Source organism: Thauera sp. (assembly GCF_047601425.1).
Lineage (GTDB): Bacteria > Pseudomonadota > Gammaproteobacteria > Burkholderiales > Rhodocyclaceae > Thauera.
Genome location: NZ_JASGJL010000001.1, coordinates 1,569,622 through 1,584,940, shown reverse-complemented (window position 1 = coordinate 1,584,940; position 15,319 = coordinate 1,569,622). Strand labels below are relative to the sequence as shown.

At 66.4% G+C, this 15,319-nt stretch carries 13 protein-coding genes; 7 read left to right on the top strand and 6 right to left on the bottom strand.

Annotated features, from left to right (window positions below; all coding sequences use genetic code 11):
* Positions 1-85: 85 nt before the first annotated feature.
* From QM748_RS07700 to QM748_RS07670, 7 genes are all read left to right on the top strand, one after another.
* Positions 86-1,306, top strand: a complete 1,221-nt coding sequence (locus QM748_RS07700; RefSeq protein WP_415246416.1) for a sensor histidine kinase — start codon at positions 86-88, stop codon at positions 1,304-1,306.
* The gene (locus QM748_RS07695; RefSeq protein WP_415246415.1) at positions 1,303-2,745 is read left to right on the top strand and encodes a sigma-54-dependent transcriptional regulator; all 1,443 of its coding nucleotides are present in this window, start codon (positions 1,303-1,305) and stop codon (positions 2,743-2,745) included. Before QM748_RS07700 ends, QM748_RS07695 begins: the two co-directional genes overlap by 4 nt.
* Positions 2,746-2,888: 143 nt before the next feature.
* Positions 2,889-3,212: a flagellar hook-basal body complex protein FliE gene (gene fliE / locus QM748_RS07690; protein ID WP_263460165.1), complete on the top strand. Its 324-nt coding sequence runs from the start codon at positions 2,889-2,891 to the stop codon at positions 3,210-3,212.
* Positions 3,213-3,411: 199 nt separating this feature from the next.
* Complete coding sequence (locus QM748_RS07685; RefSeq protein WP_415246414.1) at positions 3,412-3,945, top strand: hypothetical protein; 534 nt, start codon at positions 3,412-3,414, stop codon at positions 3,943-3,945.
* Between the two features lie 106 nt (positions 3,946-4,051).
* Entirely contained in the window at positions 4,052-5,158 is a 1,107-nt protein-coding gene (locus tag QM748_RS07680) for a DNA alkylation repair protein (RefSeq protein WP_415246413.1), read from the top strand.
* 269 nt (positions 5,159-5,427) lie between these two features.
* The gene (locus QM748_RS07675; protein ID WP_415246412.1) at positions 5,428-7,608 is read left to right on the top strand and encodes a malate synthase G; all 2,181 of its coding nucleotides are present in this window, start codon (positions 5,428-5,430) and stop codon (positions 7,606-7,608) included.
* A gap of 88 nt (positions 7,609-7,696) precedes the next feature.
* Positions 7,697-8,890, top strand: coding sequence for a multidrug effflux MFS transporter (locus QM748_RS07670; protein WP_415246411.1), 1,194 nt, complete (start codon positions 7,697-7,699; stop codon positions 8,888-8,890).
* A 14-nt stretch (positions 8,891-8,904) separates the two neighbouring features.
* Here QM748_RS07670 and QM748_RS07665 read toward each other — a convergent pair whose 3' ends face one another.
* The 6 genes from QM748_RS07665 to QM748_RS07640 all read right to left on the bottom strand — a co-directional run bounded on the left by QM748_RS07665 (position 8,905) and on the right by QM748_RS07640 (position 15,285).
* Positions 8,905-9,717 carry a TOBE domain-containing protein gene (locus QM748_RS07665; protein WP_415246410.1) on the bottom strand — a complete coding sequence of 271 codons (813 nt, stop codon included), beginning with the start codon at positions 9,715-9,717 and terminating at the stop codon, positions 8,905-8,907.
* 62 nt (positions 9,718-9,779) lie between these two features.
* On the bottom strand, positions 9,780-10,586 hold the full coding sequence (locus QM748_RS07660; protein ID WP_415246409.1) for an ABC transporter ATP-binding protein: 807 nt from the start codon (positions 10,584-10,586) through the stop codon (positions 9,780-9,782).
* Positions 10,583-11,575: a FecCD family ABC transporter permease gene (locus QM748_RS07655; protein ID WP_415246408.1), complete on the bottom strand. Its 993-nt coding sequence runs from the start codon at positions 11,573-11,575 to the stop codon at positions 10,583-10,585. Before QM748_RS07655 ends, QM748_RS07660 begins: the two co-directional genes overlap by 4 nt.
* Entirely contained in the window at positions 11,572-12,615 is a 1,044-nt protein-coding gene (locus QM748_RS07650; protein ID WP_415246407.1) for an ABC transporter substrate-binding protein, read from the bottom strand. The genes QM748_RS07655 and QM748_RS07650 overlap by 4 nt, the downstream gene beginning before the upstream one ends.
* A 19-nt stretch (positions 12,616-12,634) precedes the next feature.
* Positions 12,635-13,189 carry a DUF2478 domain-containing protein gene (locus QM748_RS07645; RefSeq protein WP_415246406.1) on the bottom strand — a complete coding sequence of 185 codons (555 nt, stop codon included), beginning with the start codon at positions 13,187-13,189 and terminating at the stop codon, positions 12,635-12,637.
* 62 nt (positions 13,190-13,251) lie between these two features.
* A complete protein-coding gene (locus tag QM748_RS07640; RefSeq protein ID WP_415246405.1) occupies positions 13,252-15,285 on the bottom strand; it encodes a TonB-dependent receptor plug domain-containing protein in 2,034 nt (677 codons plus the stop codon).
* Positions 15,286-15,319: the final 34 nt, after the last annotated feature.

The window sequence follows — 15,319 nt, the reverse complement described above, 5'->3', positions numbered from 1 at the left end:
GCATTGTCACGCGGCCCTGGCAAGGACGGTCCTGCAAATAGCGGCATTTTTTGCCGCCTGTTTGCCGGCTAAGATAGCGCCCACCATGACTAGAGTGCAGGGCGTGAATACGGAACTCAGCCATCCTTCCCCTGAATCATCGGCAGCGCCGCTCGATGCCGCGCAGCTGGCGGAAGCCTTTGCGCTGTTCAACCGTGCTTCCGAGGAGTTGTCAACCGCCTACAACGCGCTGCAGGCGCAGGTCGGGCAGCTTACCGAGCGTTTGTCGGTACTGATGGGCGCGCTGCCGGCGGCGGTCGTCGTCGTCGATCGGGCGGGCCTCGTCGTCCAGGTGAACCGGGCGGCCGAGGCGCTGTTCGGCGGTGCGCTCGTCGGCACCGCCTGGCGTGTTGCGTGGGCACGCCTGCAAGTCACCGAAACGCCGGGCGAGTTCACTCTCTCGGCGCCGGACGAGGGCAGCAGCGCAGACGAGCCGCGGCGCTTGTCGCTGTCCGAATCCGCGCTGGAGTCAGGCGACGAGCGCATCGTGCTGCTGCACGACATCACCGAAACCCATCGCATGCGCCTGGCTTCCGAGCGCAACGAACGGCTCGCGGCGATGGGCGAGATGGTCGCCGGCCTCGCGCACCAGTTGCGCACGCCGCTGGCCGCGGCATTGCTATACACCGGTAACCTGCGCCAGCCCGAACTCGATGCGGCGCAGCGCAGCCGCGTCGCCGACCGTGCGCTGGAGCGCCTGCGCTACCTGGAGCGGCTGATACGCGACATGCTGCTGTTCGCCCGTGGCGACAGCCTCGGGCGGCAGCGCTTCCATGTCTGCGAACTGGCAGCAGAGCTGACCCATACGCTGGAGCCGCTGGCGAAGGCGAAGCAGGTCGAGTTCGACGCGCACTGCGGCTGTGGCGACACCGAACTCCTCGGCGACCGCAAGGCGCTGGGCGGCGCGCTGACGAACCTGCTAGAGAACGCCATCCAGGCCAGCGAGGAAGGTGGCTGCGTGCGCTTCGAGGTCGCCAGTGTGCCGGCTGCCGACAGCGGCCTGGGCGTGGCCGCGGTGCGTTTCACCGTCAGCGACCAGGGCAAGGGCATTCCAGCCGAATTGCAGGAGCGCCTGTTCGAGCCCTTCTTCACCACGCGTGCCGAAGGTACCGGCCTGGGCCTCGCCATTGCGCGCGGCGTGGCGCGTGGCCATGGCGGCGACATCCTGCTGCGTTCAGCGCCCGGCCAGGGCTCCACCTTCACCCTCAGCCTGCCGATGTCGCTCGAGATGCCGGCAGAGCCGACTTCATCGCCGTCACCGCCATGATCGAACAATTGAACATTCTCGTCGTCGAGGACGACGCCGCGCTGCGCGATGCCGTGTGCTTCACGCTGGAGATGGCCCATCACGGCGTCACCGGCGTCGATGGCGGACCGGCGGCGCTGGACGAACTCGAACGCCAGCGCTTCAACCTCGTCGTCAGCGACCTGCGCATGCAGCCGATGGACGGGCTCGAACTGCTGCACGAGATCCGCCTGCGCCAGCCGCAGCTGCCGGTGCTGCTGATGACCGCCTACGGCGATGTCGACAAGGCGGTGGCGGCGATGCGCGGCGGCGCCTGCGACTTCCTGATGAAGCCCTTCGAGCCCGAAGTATTGCTGGAGAACGTGCGGCGCTACGCGGCGCTGCCGCCGGCCGCCGAGGACACCGTCGCCGAAGACCCCCATACCTGCAAGCTGCTGGCACTGGCCGGGCGCGTGGCCGAGACCGACGCCACGGTGCTGCTGTCCGGCGAATCCGGCACCGGCAAGGAAGTCTTCGCGCGCTACATCCACAGTCATTCGCCGCGATGCAGCGGGCCCTTCATCGCCATCAACTGCGCGGCGATCCCCGAGAACCTGCTCGAAGCCACGCTGTTCGGCTACGAGAAGGGCGCGTTCACCGGTGCGCAGACGGCGCAGCCGGGCAAGTTCGAACAGGCCCAGGGCGGCACCATCCTGCTCGACGAGATTTCCGAAATGCCGCTCGGCCTGCAGGCCAAGCTGCTGCGCGTGCTGCAGGAACGCGAGGTCGAGCGCGTCGGCGGCAAGAAGCCGGTGGCGCTAGACATCCGGGTGTTGGCCACCAGCAACCGCGACATGCAGCAGGAGATCGCCGCGGGCCGTTTCCGCGAGGATTTGTTCTACCGGCTCAACGTCTTCCCGATCGCGATCCCGGCGCTGCGCGAACGGCCGGGCGACATCGTGCCGCTGGCACGCCATTTCCTCGCCCAGCACGCCGCCCGGCTCAAGCGCCAGGCCCGCCTGGCGGCCGAGGCCGAGAACCTGCTGCCCAGCTACGGCTGGCCGGGCAACGTGCGGGAACTGGAGAACACCCTGCAGCGCGCGCTGATCCTGACGCCCGGTGACACCGTCGGCGCCGAGACGCTGCGCCTGTGTCTGCCGCATTGGGACGGTGTCGCCGTGCCGACGGCGCAGCCTGCACCGTCGGCAGATTTTGCCGCAGCAAGCAGCAAGGCGCCTGCCGCGCCTGCGGCAATGTTTGCCGCCAGCCAGCCGTTGCCACTGCAGACCGACGAGGCCGTCGCCGCAGCAGCCCAGGCCACCCGCCCGGCGAACATGAAGGATCTCGAACGCGAGCACATCCTCGGCACGCTGCGCGAACTGGGCGGATCGCGCAAGAAAACCGTCGAAAAGCTGGGGATTTCGGAACGAACCTTGCGTTACAAGCTGCAGCAGTATCGCGACGAAGGCTACGACGTCTAGTCGGCGGGCGGACTCGACGGCGGTGGCACGGGCTTTGCTCTGCTAGACTGACGTCGAACAGCAACACACAGAGCGACACAGGCCGGGGAACCGAAGATCGGCAGACAGATCACAAGGCCGGAGACCTGGACCGGAGAGCGAACATGGACACCCGTGGAATCGACCAGATGTTGAGCGAACTGCGCTCGGTATCGCAGGCTGCACAGAACAAGCCTGTGGAGCCGGCTGGGCCCGTGGCGGGCGGCGCCAACTTCGCCGACGTGCTCGACAACGCCCTCAAGGACGTCAGCGCGGCCCAGTCCGAAGCGCGCCAGATGGCGCAGGAATTTTCCGCCGGCGACCCCAACGTCAATCTCCAGGACGTGATGGTCAACCTGCAGAAGGCCAACCTGTCCTTCCAGCAGATGGTGCAGGTGCGCAACCGGTTGGTCACCGCGTACCAGGACATCATGAACATGCCTGTTTGAGGGGGCTCCAGAATCTGCCGATGGGCCGGCAGCTTGCGGCGAAAGCCAGGCTCATCGGTATCCCGGACGGCGGTACGTTTCGTGCCGCCGTTTTTCGTTGAGGCTGTGCAAGCGTTCCGGACGCTGCCTGTCCTGACCGCTCTATGCGAAGAGCCCTCAAAAGCACGCCTCATGGTTTGATCACCGAGTTCCGGGAAACATGCGCTTCATCGTTGTCGGCACAAGCGGATCGGGGAAGACCGCCTTCGCCAATGCCTTGTCGAAGGCCAGGAACTGCCCATGCATCGAGCTCGATCGGCTCTATTGGGGGCCGGACTGGGTTGCCGTGCCGCCTGAAGAGTTCAGGCGCGCCGTGTGTGAGGCCACCGCGGGTGAGCGTTGGGTGGCCGACGGAAACTACAGCGCAGTACGTGAACTGTTGTGGTCGCGTGCCACGCACGTCGTCTGGCTCAACTTCGGCCGCGCTACAGTGTTCTCACGGGTGTTCTGGCGCACGCTAAGCCGTGGCATCAGGCGCACGGAGCTGTTCAACGGCAATCGTGAGTCACTGCGCATGGCCTTCCTGTCCAGGGAATCGGTATTGCTTTGGTCATTCACGACCTTCTCCAGGAACAGAATCAAATTCTCGGCGCTTCGTGACGATCCCGGGTTTTCTCATCTGCAATGGACGGAGATCACCGAGCCTTCTCGCGTCAACGCGGTGATTCGGTCCCTGTCCCGTGCGGAAGATTGATCGACTGCTTCCACATGCTTGGCCTTCCTGATGCCGCGGGAACAGACCAGGAGTCCTGACGGTGTGAAAGTGCCCCATGTGTTTCGTTATTCGATGAGGGATGCAAATGGTCGGACAGGCAGCAGACGCAGCGCCGGCGTTGAAGGAAATATTCGACGAACAGTGCATTCAGCACTTCGCGGACGAGGCCGGGCAGGTTTCTTCGGCATTCGACCGGCAATCTTTCCTTGCCTGCTTCGGCGACCTCGATCAACTCTCCCTGATGGCCCGTGTGAAGCGCGTGGCAGAAGGCCTGCATGTAGCACTGCCCGGAGATTTCCGTTCGAATGTCGCAAAGCTACGCGAGCTGGCACCGCGTCTGAACAACAGGTTCATCACCCTGGTTCTGCCCGAATACGTCGCGTTTTATGGAACGGACGATTTCGACACGTCGATGGACGCGCTCAGGTTTTTCACGCGCTTCGGAAGCTCGGAGTTTGCGGTGCGCCACTTTCTGCGGCGCGATCTCCCGCGTACGCTCAAGGTCATGGAGGCGTGGGCTCGCGATGACAACGAGCATGTGCGCCGCCTGGCCAGCGAAGGCAGCCGGCCGCGCTTGCCGTGGTCGTTCCGGATCAAGCCGCTGATGCTCGATCCGTCACCGCTCGTGCCGATCCTCGATGCCCTCAAGGACGATCCAAGCCTCTACGTTCGGCGGTCGGTTGCCAACAATCTGAACGACATTGCCAAGGACAATCCCGCTTGGGTCCTGGACCGCATCGAGCGCTGGCCGCTTGGCAATGCCGGCACCGCATGGATCGCAAGGCACGCGCTGCGGAGTCTGATCAAGAAAGGGGAGCCCCGTGCCCTTGCAGTGATCGGCGCAGGTGGTGCGCCACTGGTAAAGCTCACGGACTTGGGTGTCTCACCGCCGGTTATCAGGCTGGGGCAATCGATCGAGCTGGAGTTCGTGCTGTCCTCGACGACGAACGAGGCGCAGCGCCTCGTGATCGATTACGCAATCCATTACGTGAAGAAATCAGGAAGCGTCGCGCCCAAGGTCTTCAAGCTGAAGTTCCTGGAATTGGCCGGGAATGCCGTCGAGCGGGTCCGCAAGCGCCAGTCCATCGCAAACTTCACGACCCGGGTTCACTATCCGGGCCATCATGCAATGGAGATTCTGGTCAACGGCCAGGTGCTCGGGCGGACGTCTTTCGAACTGCTGTCTGATTAGGGCGGGGCGGGGATGGTCGTCAGGCGTTCAGGCAGACCTCGCAGCCACGCATCGTGCTGCCGTGTTCCAGGGCGAGTCAGCCTGCGCGCCGCCGAGGCGCATCACTTCCTGCCACCGGGCGGGTCGGGCAGGTATATCACAGGTCTTATATAGGACTTTTGCGCTTTGGCCTTGACCGGAGCGTCAATCGGTCGCATCCTCGCGGTCGCCCGCGTTGCATGAGTGCTGCGCCCGGGTTCCCATGAATCATGCCAGAGAGTGCGTACAACATGACCGAGAGAGTGAACTGCCATCGCCTGCAGGTGGCCGCGAATCTGAAGCGTTTCATCGAAGAAGAAGCCCTGCCGGGTACCGGCGTGGATGTAGCCGCCTTCTGGAAAGGCTTCGATGCGCTGGTACACGACCTCGCTCCGAAGAACCGCGCACTGCTCGCCGAGCGCGACCGCCTGCAGACCGAGCTGGACAACTGGCATCGTGCCAACCCCGGTCCGGTCACCGACATGGCCGCTTATCGCGCCTTCCTCGAATCGATCGGCTACCTGCTGCCGCAGCCGAGCGGCGTCAAGGTCGATACACCCAACGTCGATAGCGAGCTGTCGTCGCAGGCCGGCCCGCAGCTGGTGGTGCCGGTCATGAACGCCCGCTACGCGCTGAACGCCGCCAATGCCCGCTGGGGCTCGCTGTACGACGCGCTGTATGGCACCGATGCGATCCCGCAGGCCGACGGCGCCGAGATCACCAAGGGCTACAACCCGGTGCGCGGCGCCAGGGTGATCGCCTTCGCCCGCAACGTGCTCAACCAGGCCGCGCCGCTGGCCAGTGGCTCGCACGCCGATTCGACCGCCTACGCCGTGGTCGATGGCAAGCTCGCCGTCACGCTGAAGAACGGTTCCACCGTCGGCCTGCAGCAGCCGGAGAAGTTCCTCGGCTACCAGGGTGACGCCGCCGCACCGAGTTCGGTGCTGCTGAAGAACAACGGCCTGCACATCGACGTCCAGATCGACCGCAAGGGCGCGATCGGCAAGACCGATGCCGCCGGCATCAACGACCTGGTCATGGAAGCCGCGGTGTCCACCATCATGGACTGTGAAGATTCCATTGCCGCGGTCGATGCTGACGACAAGGTCGTCGTCTATCGCAACTGGCTGGGCCTGATGCAGGGCACGCTGACCGAGGAAGTGCAGAAGGGCGACAAGACCATCACCCGCCGCCTCAACGCCGACCGCGAATACACCGCCGCGGCCGGCGGCAGCCTGCGCCTGCACGGCCGCTCGCTGCTGTTCATCCGCAACGTCGGCCACCTGATGACCAATCCGGCGATCATCGACGGCGAAGGCCACGAGATTCCCGAAGGCATCCTGGACGGTGTCGTCACCACGCTGATCTCGCTGCACGACCTCAAGCGCAAGGGCAACTCGCGCACCGGCAGCATGTACATCGTCAAGCCTAAGATGCACGGCCCGGCCGAAGTCGCCTTCGCCGACGAACTGTTCAGCCGTATCGAAGACCTCTACGGCCTGCCGCGCCACACCATGAAGATGGGCATCATGGACGAGGAGCGCCGCACCTCGGTCAACCTGATGGCCTGCATCGCCGCCGCCAAGAGCCGCGTCGCCTTCATCAACACCGGCTTCCTCGACCGCACCGGCGACGAGATGCACACCGCGATGGAAGCCGGCCCGATGATCCGCAAGGGCGACATGAAGACCAGCACCTGGATCCAGGCCTATGAGCGCAACAACGTGCTGGTCGGCCTGACCGCCGGACTGCGCGGCAAGGCCCAGATCGGCAAGGGCATGTGGGCCATGCCCGACCTGATGGCGGCGATGCTGGAACAGAAGATCGCCCACCCGAAGGCCGGCGCCAATACCGCCTGGGTGCCGTCGCCGACCGGTGCGACCCTGCATGCGCTGCACTACCACCAGGTTGACGTCGCCGCGATCCAGCAGGAGATGGAGAAGATCGACCTCGCCGCCGAACGCGCTGCGCTGCTGACCGGCCTGCTGACCGTGCCGGTCGCCGCCAAGGCCGACTGGAGCGCCGAGGAACGCCAGCAGGAACTGGACAACAACTGCCAGGGCATCCTCGGCTACGTGGTGCGCTGGGTGGAGCAGGGCGTGGGCTGCTCCAAGGTGCCGGACATCAACAACGTCGGCCTGATGGAAGACCGCGCCACGCTGCGCATCTCCAGCCAGCACATCGCCAACTGGATGCGCCACGGCATCGTCAGCGCCGAGCAGGTCGATGCCACGCTGCGCCGCATGGCCGCGGTGGTCGATGGCCAGAATGCGGGCGATCCGGCCTACCGTCCGATGGCGCCGAACGTCAACGACTCGATCGCCTACGAGGCTGCGCGCGCGTTGATCTTCGAAGGCTGCGCCCAGCCCAGCGGTTATACCGAACCGCTGCTGCACCGCTATCGCCAGGTGTTCAAGGCGAAAGCGGCCTGACGACAGCGGGCTGGGCGGACGGCAGTGCCGTCCGTATAATTCGGAAAGCGCCGGCCTGCGGGTCGGCGCTTTCATTTTTGGTGTCTCGATGCCCGTACAACACAGTGTCCTGCTTGCCGTCCTGATCGTTGCGCTGACTTCGATCGGCCCCTTGTCCACCGACTTCTACCTGCCGGCCCTGCCGGCGATTGCGCGTGCGCTCGGCACCGACACCGCGGGCGCCCAACTGACGCTGTCGGTGTACCTGCTGGGCTTCGGCCTGGGGCAGTTGCTGATCGGACCGCTGTCGGACCGCTTCGGCCGGCGGCCGGTGATGCTGTGGGGCGCGGTGCTGTTCGTGCTGTCGTCGGCTGCCTGTGCGCTGGCGCCGACGATCGACACCTTGATCCTGGCGCGGTTGGTACAGGCTTTTGGCGCCTGCGTCGGCCCGGTGCTCGGGCGGGCGGTGGTGCGCGACGTCTATGGCCCGCACGAGGCGGCGCGGGTGCTGTCGCATGTGTTGACGGCGACGGCACTCGCGCCGTTGATCGCGCCCATCTTCGGCGGCTGGCTCAGTGCCGGTTTCGGCTGGCGTTCCACTTTCGTCGTGTTGACCCTGTACGGGCTGGCGCTCGGCTTCATGGTGTGGGCAGTGCTGAAGGAGACCAACCGCCACCCTGACCCGCATGCGATCCGCCCCTCGCGCATGCTGTCGAACTACGGCGTACTGCTGGCCGACCGTACTTATCGTGGGGCGTTGCTGACCGGCTGCGGCGCTTTCGCTTCGCTGTTTGCCTTCATTTCAGGTTCGCCCTTCGTCTACATCGAGATGTACGGCATGTCGCCGCAGCAGATGGGCTTTGCATTCGGCGTCAATGTGACCGGCTTCATCGTCGGCAGCGTGCTGTCGGCGCGCCTGACCCGGCGGCTGGGGGCGGACTGGCTGATCCGCAGCGGTGTCTATCTGGGCGCGGCCAGCGGGCTGTTGCTGGCCGGGCTCGCACTGGCCGGCGTGCATCATCCCGCGGCGGTGATGGGGCCGATGTGGGGCGTGACCATGGCGGTCGGCCTGCTGCTGCCGAATGCGACCGCGCTGGCCCTGGCCGGTTATCCGAAGATGGCAGGTGCAGCGGCTTCGATGATGGGCTTCGCCCAGATGGGGCTGGGGGCCGGTGCCGGCATGATCGTCGGCCACAGCGTGCGGGCCAGCGCAACGCCGCTGGCGCTGACGGTGGCCGGCGGCATGCTGTTCAGCCTGGCGATGTGGGGCTTGCTGCTGCGGAGGCGCGGCAGCAAGGCTTGAGTTGGAAGTCCGGCTTACGCAGGCACGCCGACGATCACGCTCGATGCCTTGAAGATCGCCGTGGCCGGCTTGCCGGCGGCGAGGCCGAGATTGGTTGCGCTCTCGTTGGTGACGATGGCGGCGACGCTGCCGCCGCCGGGCAGGTCGATCACCACTTCCGTGTTGACCGCGCCCGGCTGCACGCGCGACACGGTGCCGGCCAGGCGGTTGCGGGCCGAGAAGCGGGCGCCGGCTTCGTCGGTGACGACGATGATCGACGAGGCCTTGATCAGCGCGAAGGCTTCGGCGCCCGGCTTGAGGCCCAGGCCTTCGCTGCTCTCGTGGGTGACGATGGCGACGAGGCGGTGGCCGCCGGTCACTTCGAGTTCGATCTCGTCATTCACGGCGCCGCGCTTCAGTTCGCGGACGGTGCCGAGGAATTCGTTGCGTGCGCTGGTCTTCATGTTCATTCTCCTGATCAATAGGTAATCGTCGGCAATGCCTTCGGCCTGCCGGCTGAGTTGGTCGACGAAGCGGCGGTGCTCCTGGGCGATGAGGCGGAAGTTGGTCACCAGTTGCTCGGCGCGGCGCGTCAGCCGGGTGCCGCCGCCGCCCTTGCCGCCGGTCTGGCGCTCGACCAGGGGTTCGCCGGCGAGGTTGTTCATCGCGTCGATGGCGTCCCAGGCGGCTTTGTAGCTCATGCCGATGGCCTTGGCCGCGCCGGTGATGGAGCCGCATTCGGCGATCTTCGACAAAAGTTCGATACGGCCCGGCCCGCCGAGGTTGGCGCCGTCGACCGTCATCCAGATCGCGCCCTGCAGCTCGATGCCCTTGTTGTCGGTTTTCATGTGCGAGCTCTGCCTCTTGGGATTCGGACGGGCGGGAGCATACCGGCTGCGGCGCGGGCAGGCTAGGCGGCACCGGCGGCGATCAGGCTTTCATCGACGCCATACAGTTCGGCCAGCGTGGCGGGGGTGATGATCCCGCGCCCGCCGCTGAGCACGATGCGGCCGGCCTTCAGGAAGGCGACGCGGTCGGCTACGCGCAGCGCGTGTTCGGGCTGGTGGGTGGACATCAGCACCGCGATGCCGCGCTCGCCGAGTCTGGCGATGCGCTCCAGCACGCGCAACTGGTTGCCGAAATCGAGGCTGGATGTCGGCTCGTCGAGGATCAGCACCCGGGCCTCCTGCGCCAGCGCGCGCGCTACCAGCGCAAGCTGGCGTTCGCCGCCGGACACTTCCATGCAGGAGCGTGCCGCCAGGTGGCCGATGCCGAGCGTTTCCAGCGCATCCGCGGCGACGTGGCGGTCGTGGGCCGAAGGCTGGGCGAAGGGGCCGATATGTACCGTGCGCCCCATCAGCACCATCTGCGCCACGGTGAAGGGAAAGGGCACGGCCTGGCTTTGCGGCACGTAGGCGATCATCCGCGCCAGCGCCTTGCGGGACCAGTCGGGCAGCGGCTTGCCGCCGATGCGGACGCTGCCGTCCAGCGCCGGCAAAAGGCCGAGCAGGGTGCGGAACAGCGTCGTCTTGCCGCTGCCGTTGGGGCCGAGCAGGCACAGCACCTCACCGCCGTGGAGCTGCAGGTCGATGCCTTCGCCGATGCGCTTGTAGTGATGGCCGATGGCGAGTCCGCAGGTTTCCAGCACCGGCTTTGCGCCGGCCTGGGAGTGTTCCGCCGTTTGGGCTGCGAGGGGATCGAGTGGGATGGTGTTCATGTCTGTCTGCCGCTCCGCGCCAGCAGCCACAGGAAGACCGGCGCGCCGACCAGCGCGGTGAGGATGCCGAGCGGTAGCTCGATGCTGGCGGTCGAGCGCGCCAGTGTGTCCGCTGCCACCAGGAAGGCGCCGCCGAGCAGGGCAGTGGCGGGCAGCAGGCGCGAGAACTCGGGGCCGACCAGCAGCCGTGCGGCGTGTGGCACGACCAGGCCGACCCAGCCGATGATGCCGGCGACCGACACCGCCGCCGCGGTCATCAGCGTGGCGCAGGCAATCAGCGCGAGGCGCAGGCGGACGACGTTGATGCCCATCGTGGACGATTCGTCGTCGCTTAGCGTCAGCAGGTTGATGCGCCAGCGCAGCAGCCACATCGGTAGCAGGCCGCACAGCATCAAGGGCGCGACGACGGCAAGGTCATCGATGTTCACCGCGTTCAGCCCGCCCAGCAGCCAGAAGGTGATCGAAGCCAGCTCCGCGCTCGGGTCGGCCAGCACCTTGGTCAGCGAGATCGCGGCGCCGAACAGCGTGCCCACGGCAACGCCAGCCAGCACCAGCACCAGCACCGGGTCGCGGTACTGGATGCGGCTGGCGACGGCATAGACGCAGCCGACCGCCAGCAGCCCGCCGGTGAAGGCCGCAGCCTGCACGGCGAAGATCGGCAAGCCGAGCAGGATGGCGATCGATGCACCGGCCCCGGCCCCGGCCGATACGCCGAGAATGTCCGGCGACACCAGCGGATTGCGGAACATGCCCTGGTAGGCCGCGCCGGCCACCGACAGCGCCATGCCGACCAGCAGGCCGGCGAGGATGCGCGGCAGGCGCAGCTTCCACACCACGATGCCGGCTTCGCCGCCGCCCGCCGGGCCGGCGAACAGGGCGGCGAGCGCATCGCCAAGGGCGAGCGGATAGGCGCCCGATACCAGTGCGGCCATCGTCACCAGCAGCAGCGGCAGTATCAGGACCAGCGGGTGCAGGCCGCGGGCGCTCATGCAGGGGTGATGGCGCGCACCAGCAGTTCGCGCGGCGGCACGTGGCCGTAGAACAGGCGGTGGAACTCCTCGGCCTCGTCGATCCAGTCGGTCGTCGGCCCACCGTTGCGCAGCACCTCGCGCAGCCAGCGCACGCCGATCAGGCGGTTGACGCTGGGCGGCACGTCCAGCCAGCCGAAGGGCTGGCTGGGAGCGAGGAACAGACGGCCCTCGCGCACGGCCGGCAAGCTGTTCCAGGTCGGATCACGGCGGGCGAGGGCGGCGAATTCGGTGAATTGGGTGACGATGAAGTCGGGCTTCCAGGCCAGCAGCTGTTCCAGCGATACCCGCGCCAGGTTGCCGCTGCGGGTGTCGTTGCTGCTGGCGGCATTCACCGCGCAGGCGGCTTCGATGATCTCGCCGTTGACCGAGCCGGGCAATGGCGTTTCCAGACCGTCGTTGGCGCGCGCCATATAGACCTTGGGCTTGCCCTGCGTGGCGGCCGGCGGGCAGGCGGTGAGCACGGTTTCGGCATGCCGGGCGAGGGTTTCGGCGCGTTCGCCGGCGCCCAGCAGGCGGCCGGTGTGGCGTAGCTGGCTTGCGCTGTCGCGCAGCCGCCCGTTAACAAGTATGTAGGGGATGCCGGTCTGCTGATGGACGCGCTCGGCAAGCGACAGGATGTGCTCGCTCACCATGCCGGCATCGACGATGACGTCCGGTGCGAGCGCCAGCAGCCGCTCCATCGGCACCGTGCTGCCGCGTCCGCTCAACTGGCCCAGCGCCGGCAGCGTGCGGTACTGCGGCGCCAGCAGGGCGAGTGCTTCCCCGGACATTTCACCCGGCCAGCCCATTTGCTTGTGCGGCACCAGGGTGTGAACGAGCACCGAGGCGGGGCGACCGGTGACGAACACCTTGCGGATGCGGTCCGGGGCGGGCAGCTCGCCGAAGAAGTAGATGCCGTCTACGGCCGTGGGGCGTGCTGCTGCAGTGCGGGGCAACAGCGTGCCGACGGACAGGAGGGGGGCGCAGGCGGCAAGCCGCAGGAAGTCTCTTCGTTTCATCGGCCGGTCATGCGCCGCCTCAGGCTGCGCGCCTCGCATAGGCGATGCCGATGAACCATTCGTCCAACGCGGCGCGGCTGGGCGGCAGTTCCGCCGCCTGTCCGCCGGTGAACTCGCGCCAGTCGGCCAGGTAGCTCTTGCTGACCACCGTCAGCAGCGGCCGGCCCGTGTTCATCAGCGCCAGCATCTCGGGTGCCAGCCCGCCGCCGAGCGCTTCCAGCGCGCCGAAACGGTTGGCCACCGCAAGATCGCTTTCAGCCTCTCGTGCGGTGCGCAGCGCGAGGCTGGCGGCGGTGATGCCGTCCGGCTTGGGGCTGCACGGCAGCGGCCAGCGGCCGGTGTGGTGGTAAAGCGGAATGTGCAGGCCGGTGTCGAGCTCGACCAGCGCGGCATGAGCCTTGCGCGACCCGCAACTGCGCTGGACGATGCCATGCACCCGCCAGCCCGAGTCGCGCAGATCGAGCGCGAAGCGCGCCAGCAACTCGTCGGCCTGGTCGCCGCGCTTGTGCACGATGGCCGCGACCGGCGGCGATGGCCGGCGTGCGCCGGGGGTGGGCGTCGTGGTGGCTGTCATCGTAGGCTCCTGCATCGAAAGCCGGCCCGCCCGGACATCGAGCCCGGGCCGGCCGCGGTGCATCAATAGCGGATGCGCGCGGTGAGCATGAAGTTGCGGCCTTCTTCCGGGTAGCTGTGCTTCAGCTCGTAGTTCTTGTCGAACAGGTTGCGCGCGGTCAGCGACACGTCGAGGTCGGACGTCACCTGGTAGCCGACCCTGAGGTTCGCCAGTGTGTAGGAGCCGGTCTTCACGTCGGCGTTGCCGCTCATGATGTGGGGCGACCAGCGGCTGCTTGCCGACTCGACGTAGGGCATCACGCTGAGCTGTGCGGTCGGCGTCCACTTGGCATAGACCATGCCGGCATGGCGGGGGATTTCGTTGCGGGTCAGCGTGCTGCTGGTCGCCGTCCGGTCGAGGTCGATGTCGCTATGCGTGTAGGTGTAGTTGCCGCCGACTTCCAGCGTCGGGTTGATGAAGCCGTTGAGCGACAGTTCGACACCCTTGAAGGTGCCTTTGCCGACGTTCTGGTTCTGGCTGTAGAAGCGGTTCGAGCCGGCCGGATATTCGACGTCCACCCCTTGCATCAGGTCGTCGATCTTGTTGTGGAAGAAAGCGATCTCGCCAAACCAGTTGTCGCCGAGCTTGTCGGACAGCGCCAGTTCGACGTTCATCGCTTTTTCCGGCTTCAGGCCGGGGTTGGAGGTGGCGCCGCCGAAGCGCGAGCTGAAGCGGTGGAACATCGTCGGCATGCTGACCCGGCGCGAGGCCGAGAAATTCAGCTTGCCGGTGTCGCTGTAGCGATAGACGACCGCGCCCTGGTAGTTCCAGGCCGACTTGTCCTTGGTGTCGTACTCGAAGAACTCCGGGTTCCCGCCCTTGGTGAACTGCTCCACCTTCTTGGTGTCGCGGGTGTCGTAGCTGACACCGGCGATCAGGTCGAGCCGGGAGGTGGCATGGAAGGTGTTTTCCAGACCGAAGGACCAGGTTTCTTCCTCGGCGTCCTGCTTGGGCGCGAGGAAGAAGGGCGAGTATTCCTTGTCCTGGCCGGTGTGCTGGTCGTTGCGGTAATGCACTGCGGCCTTCAGCGTGTTGCGGGCTAACCAGGTCGTGCCGGCTTCCAGCGAGATGCCGTACGAGGTGTCGTCATAGGTGCTGAGCGTATTGAAGTTGTGCATCATCAGTTCGTTGTCGAACTGGTTGTAATACGCCTTGGTCTTCAGGTAGGTGGTGTCGGACAGCTGAGTGTGCGATAGCCAGTACAGGCTCCACACGTCCCACTTCGGCCAGTCCCAGTCGCGGTCGCGGTTGCCCGGGCGGGTGCTCAGGATCGCCGTCTTCTCGCCTTCCTGCTTGACGAAGTTGATCGAGTATTCGTCGGTGGCATTGGGGGTGTAGCCCAGCTTCAGGTTCAGCCGCTTGTCGTCCGAGTCGGAACGGTTGCGGTTGCCGCCGTTTTCCATGCTGGTCAACTTGTAGTCGCGCGACATGCGCCAGTGGTCGATGTCGCGCTGTTCGAAGCTGGCCTGCCAGTACCAGTCCTGCTGCTTGCCGCCGACATTGGCGTAGTACGTCATGCCGCCGCGCTGGCCGCCTTCGCCCAGCAGCATCGACACCCGGCCTTCGGCCTCGAAGGCCTTGACCGGCTTGCGCGTCACCAGGTTGATTGCGCCGCCCATGCCGCCCGGTCCGTTCAGCACCGAGACATAGCCTTTCGAGACCTGGATCTCGGACAGGTCGGGGGTCAGGAAGCGGCTGATGTCGATGCGGTTGTCGTAGGGCAGGTAGAGCCGGATGCCGTCCATCATCAGCGGCACGCGCCAGGCGTCGTAGCCGCGGATGCGGAAGTTGCCTTCGTTGCGCGAGCCGCTGCCCGGCGAGACGCTGACGCCTGGCAGCAGGTCGAGCGCGTCGAGCAGGTCCTCGCGGCCGAACTCGTCCATCTGCTCGCGATCGATGGTGCTGGTGCCGACTGCCTGGCCGGCGTCATCGGGACGGCCGGTGACGGTGATCTGGCCCAGCGTGAACACGCGCTCGTCCTGCGCGGCCTGCACGGCGCTGGGGATGGCCAGCGGAAAACACATCGCGATCGAACAGCACAACAGCTTCTTCTTCATGTCCCGGACTCTCCCCTGATGAATCGAAATATTC

Excerpts from the sequence above, each read along its gene's own strand:
- QM748_RS07660 (WP_415246409.1), bottom strand. The coding sequence starts at position 10,586 with ATGAACACCATCCCACTCGATCCCCTCGCAGCCCAAACGGCGGAACAC.
- QM748_RS07670 (WP_415246411.1), top strand. The coding sequence starts at position 7,697 with ATGCCCGTACAACACAGTGTCCTGCTTGCCGTCCTGATCGTTGCGCTG.
- fliE (WP_263460165.1), top strand. The coding sequence starts at position 2,889 with ATGGACACCCGTGGAATCGACCAGATGTTGAGCGAACTGCGCTCGGTA.
- QM748_RS07655 (WP_415246408.1), bottom strand. The coding sequence starts at position 11,575 with ATGAGCGCCCGCGGCCTGCACCCGCTGGTCCTGATACTGCCGCTGCTG.
- QM748_RS07650 (WP_415246407.1), bottom strand. The coding sequence starts at position 12,615 with ATGAAACGAAGAGACTTCCTGCGGCTTGCCGCCTGCGCCCCCCTCCTG.
- QM748_RS07675 (WP_415246412.1), top strand. The coding sequence starts at position 5,428 with ATGACCGAGAGAGTGAACTGCCATCGCCTGCAGGTGGCCGCGAATCTG.
- QM748_RS07665 (WP_415246410.1), bottom strand. The coding sequence starts at position 9,717 with ATGAAAACCGACAACAAGGGCATCGAGCTGCAGGGCGCGATCTGGATG.
- QM748_RS07695 (WP_415246415.1), top strand. The coding sequence starts at position 1,303 with ATGATCGAACAATTGAACATTCTCGTCGTCGAGGACGACGCCGCGCTG.
- QM748_RS07640 (WP_415246405.1), bottom strand. The coding sequence starts at position 15,285 with ATGAAGAAGAAGCTGTTGTGCTGTTCGATCGCGATGTGTTTTCCGCTG.
- QM748_RS07680 (WP_415246413.1), top strand. The coding sequence starts at position 4,052 with ATGGTCGGACAGGCAGCAGACGCAGCGCCGGCGTTGAAGGAAATATTC.
- QM748_RS07645 (WP_415246406.1), bottom strand. The coding sequence starts at position 13,189 with ATGACAGCCACCACGACGCCCACCCCCGGCGCACGCCGGCCATCGCCG.
- QM748_RS07685 (WP_415246414.1), top strand. The coding sequence starts at position 3,412 with ATGCGCTTCATCGTTGTCGGCACAAGCGGATCGGGGAAGACCGCCTTC.
- QM748_RS07700 (WP_415246416.1), top strand. The coding sequence starts at position 86 with ATGACTAGAGTGCAGGGCGTGAATACGGAACTCAGCCATCCTTCCCCT.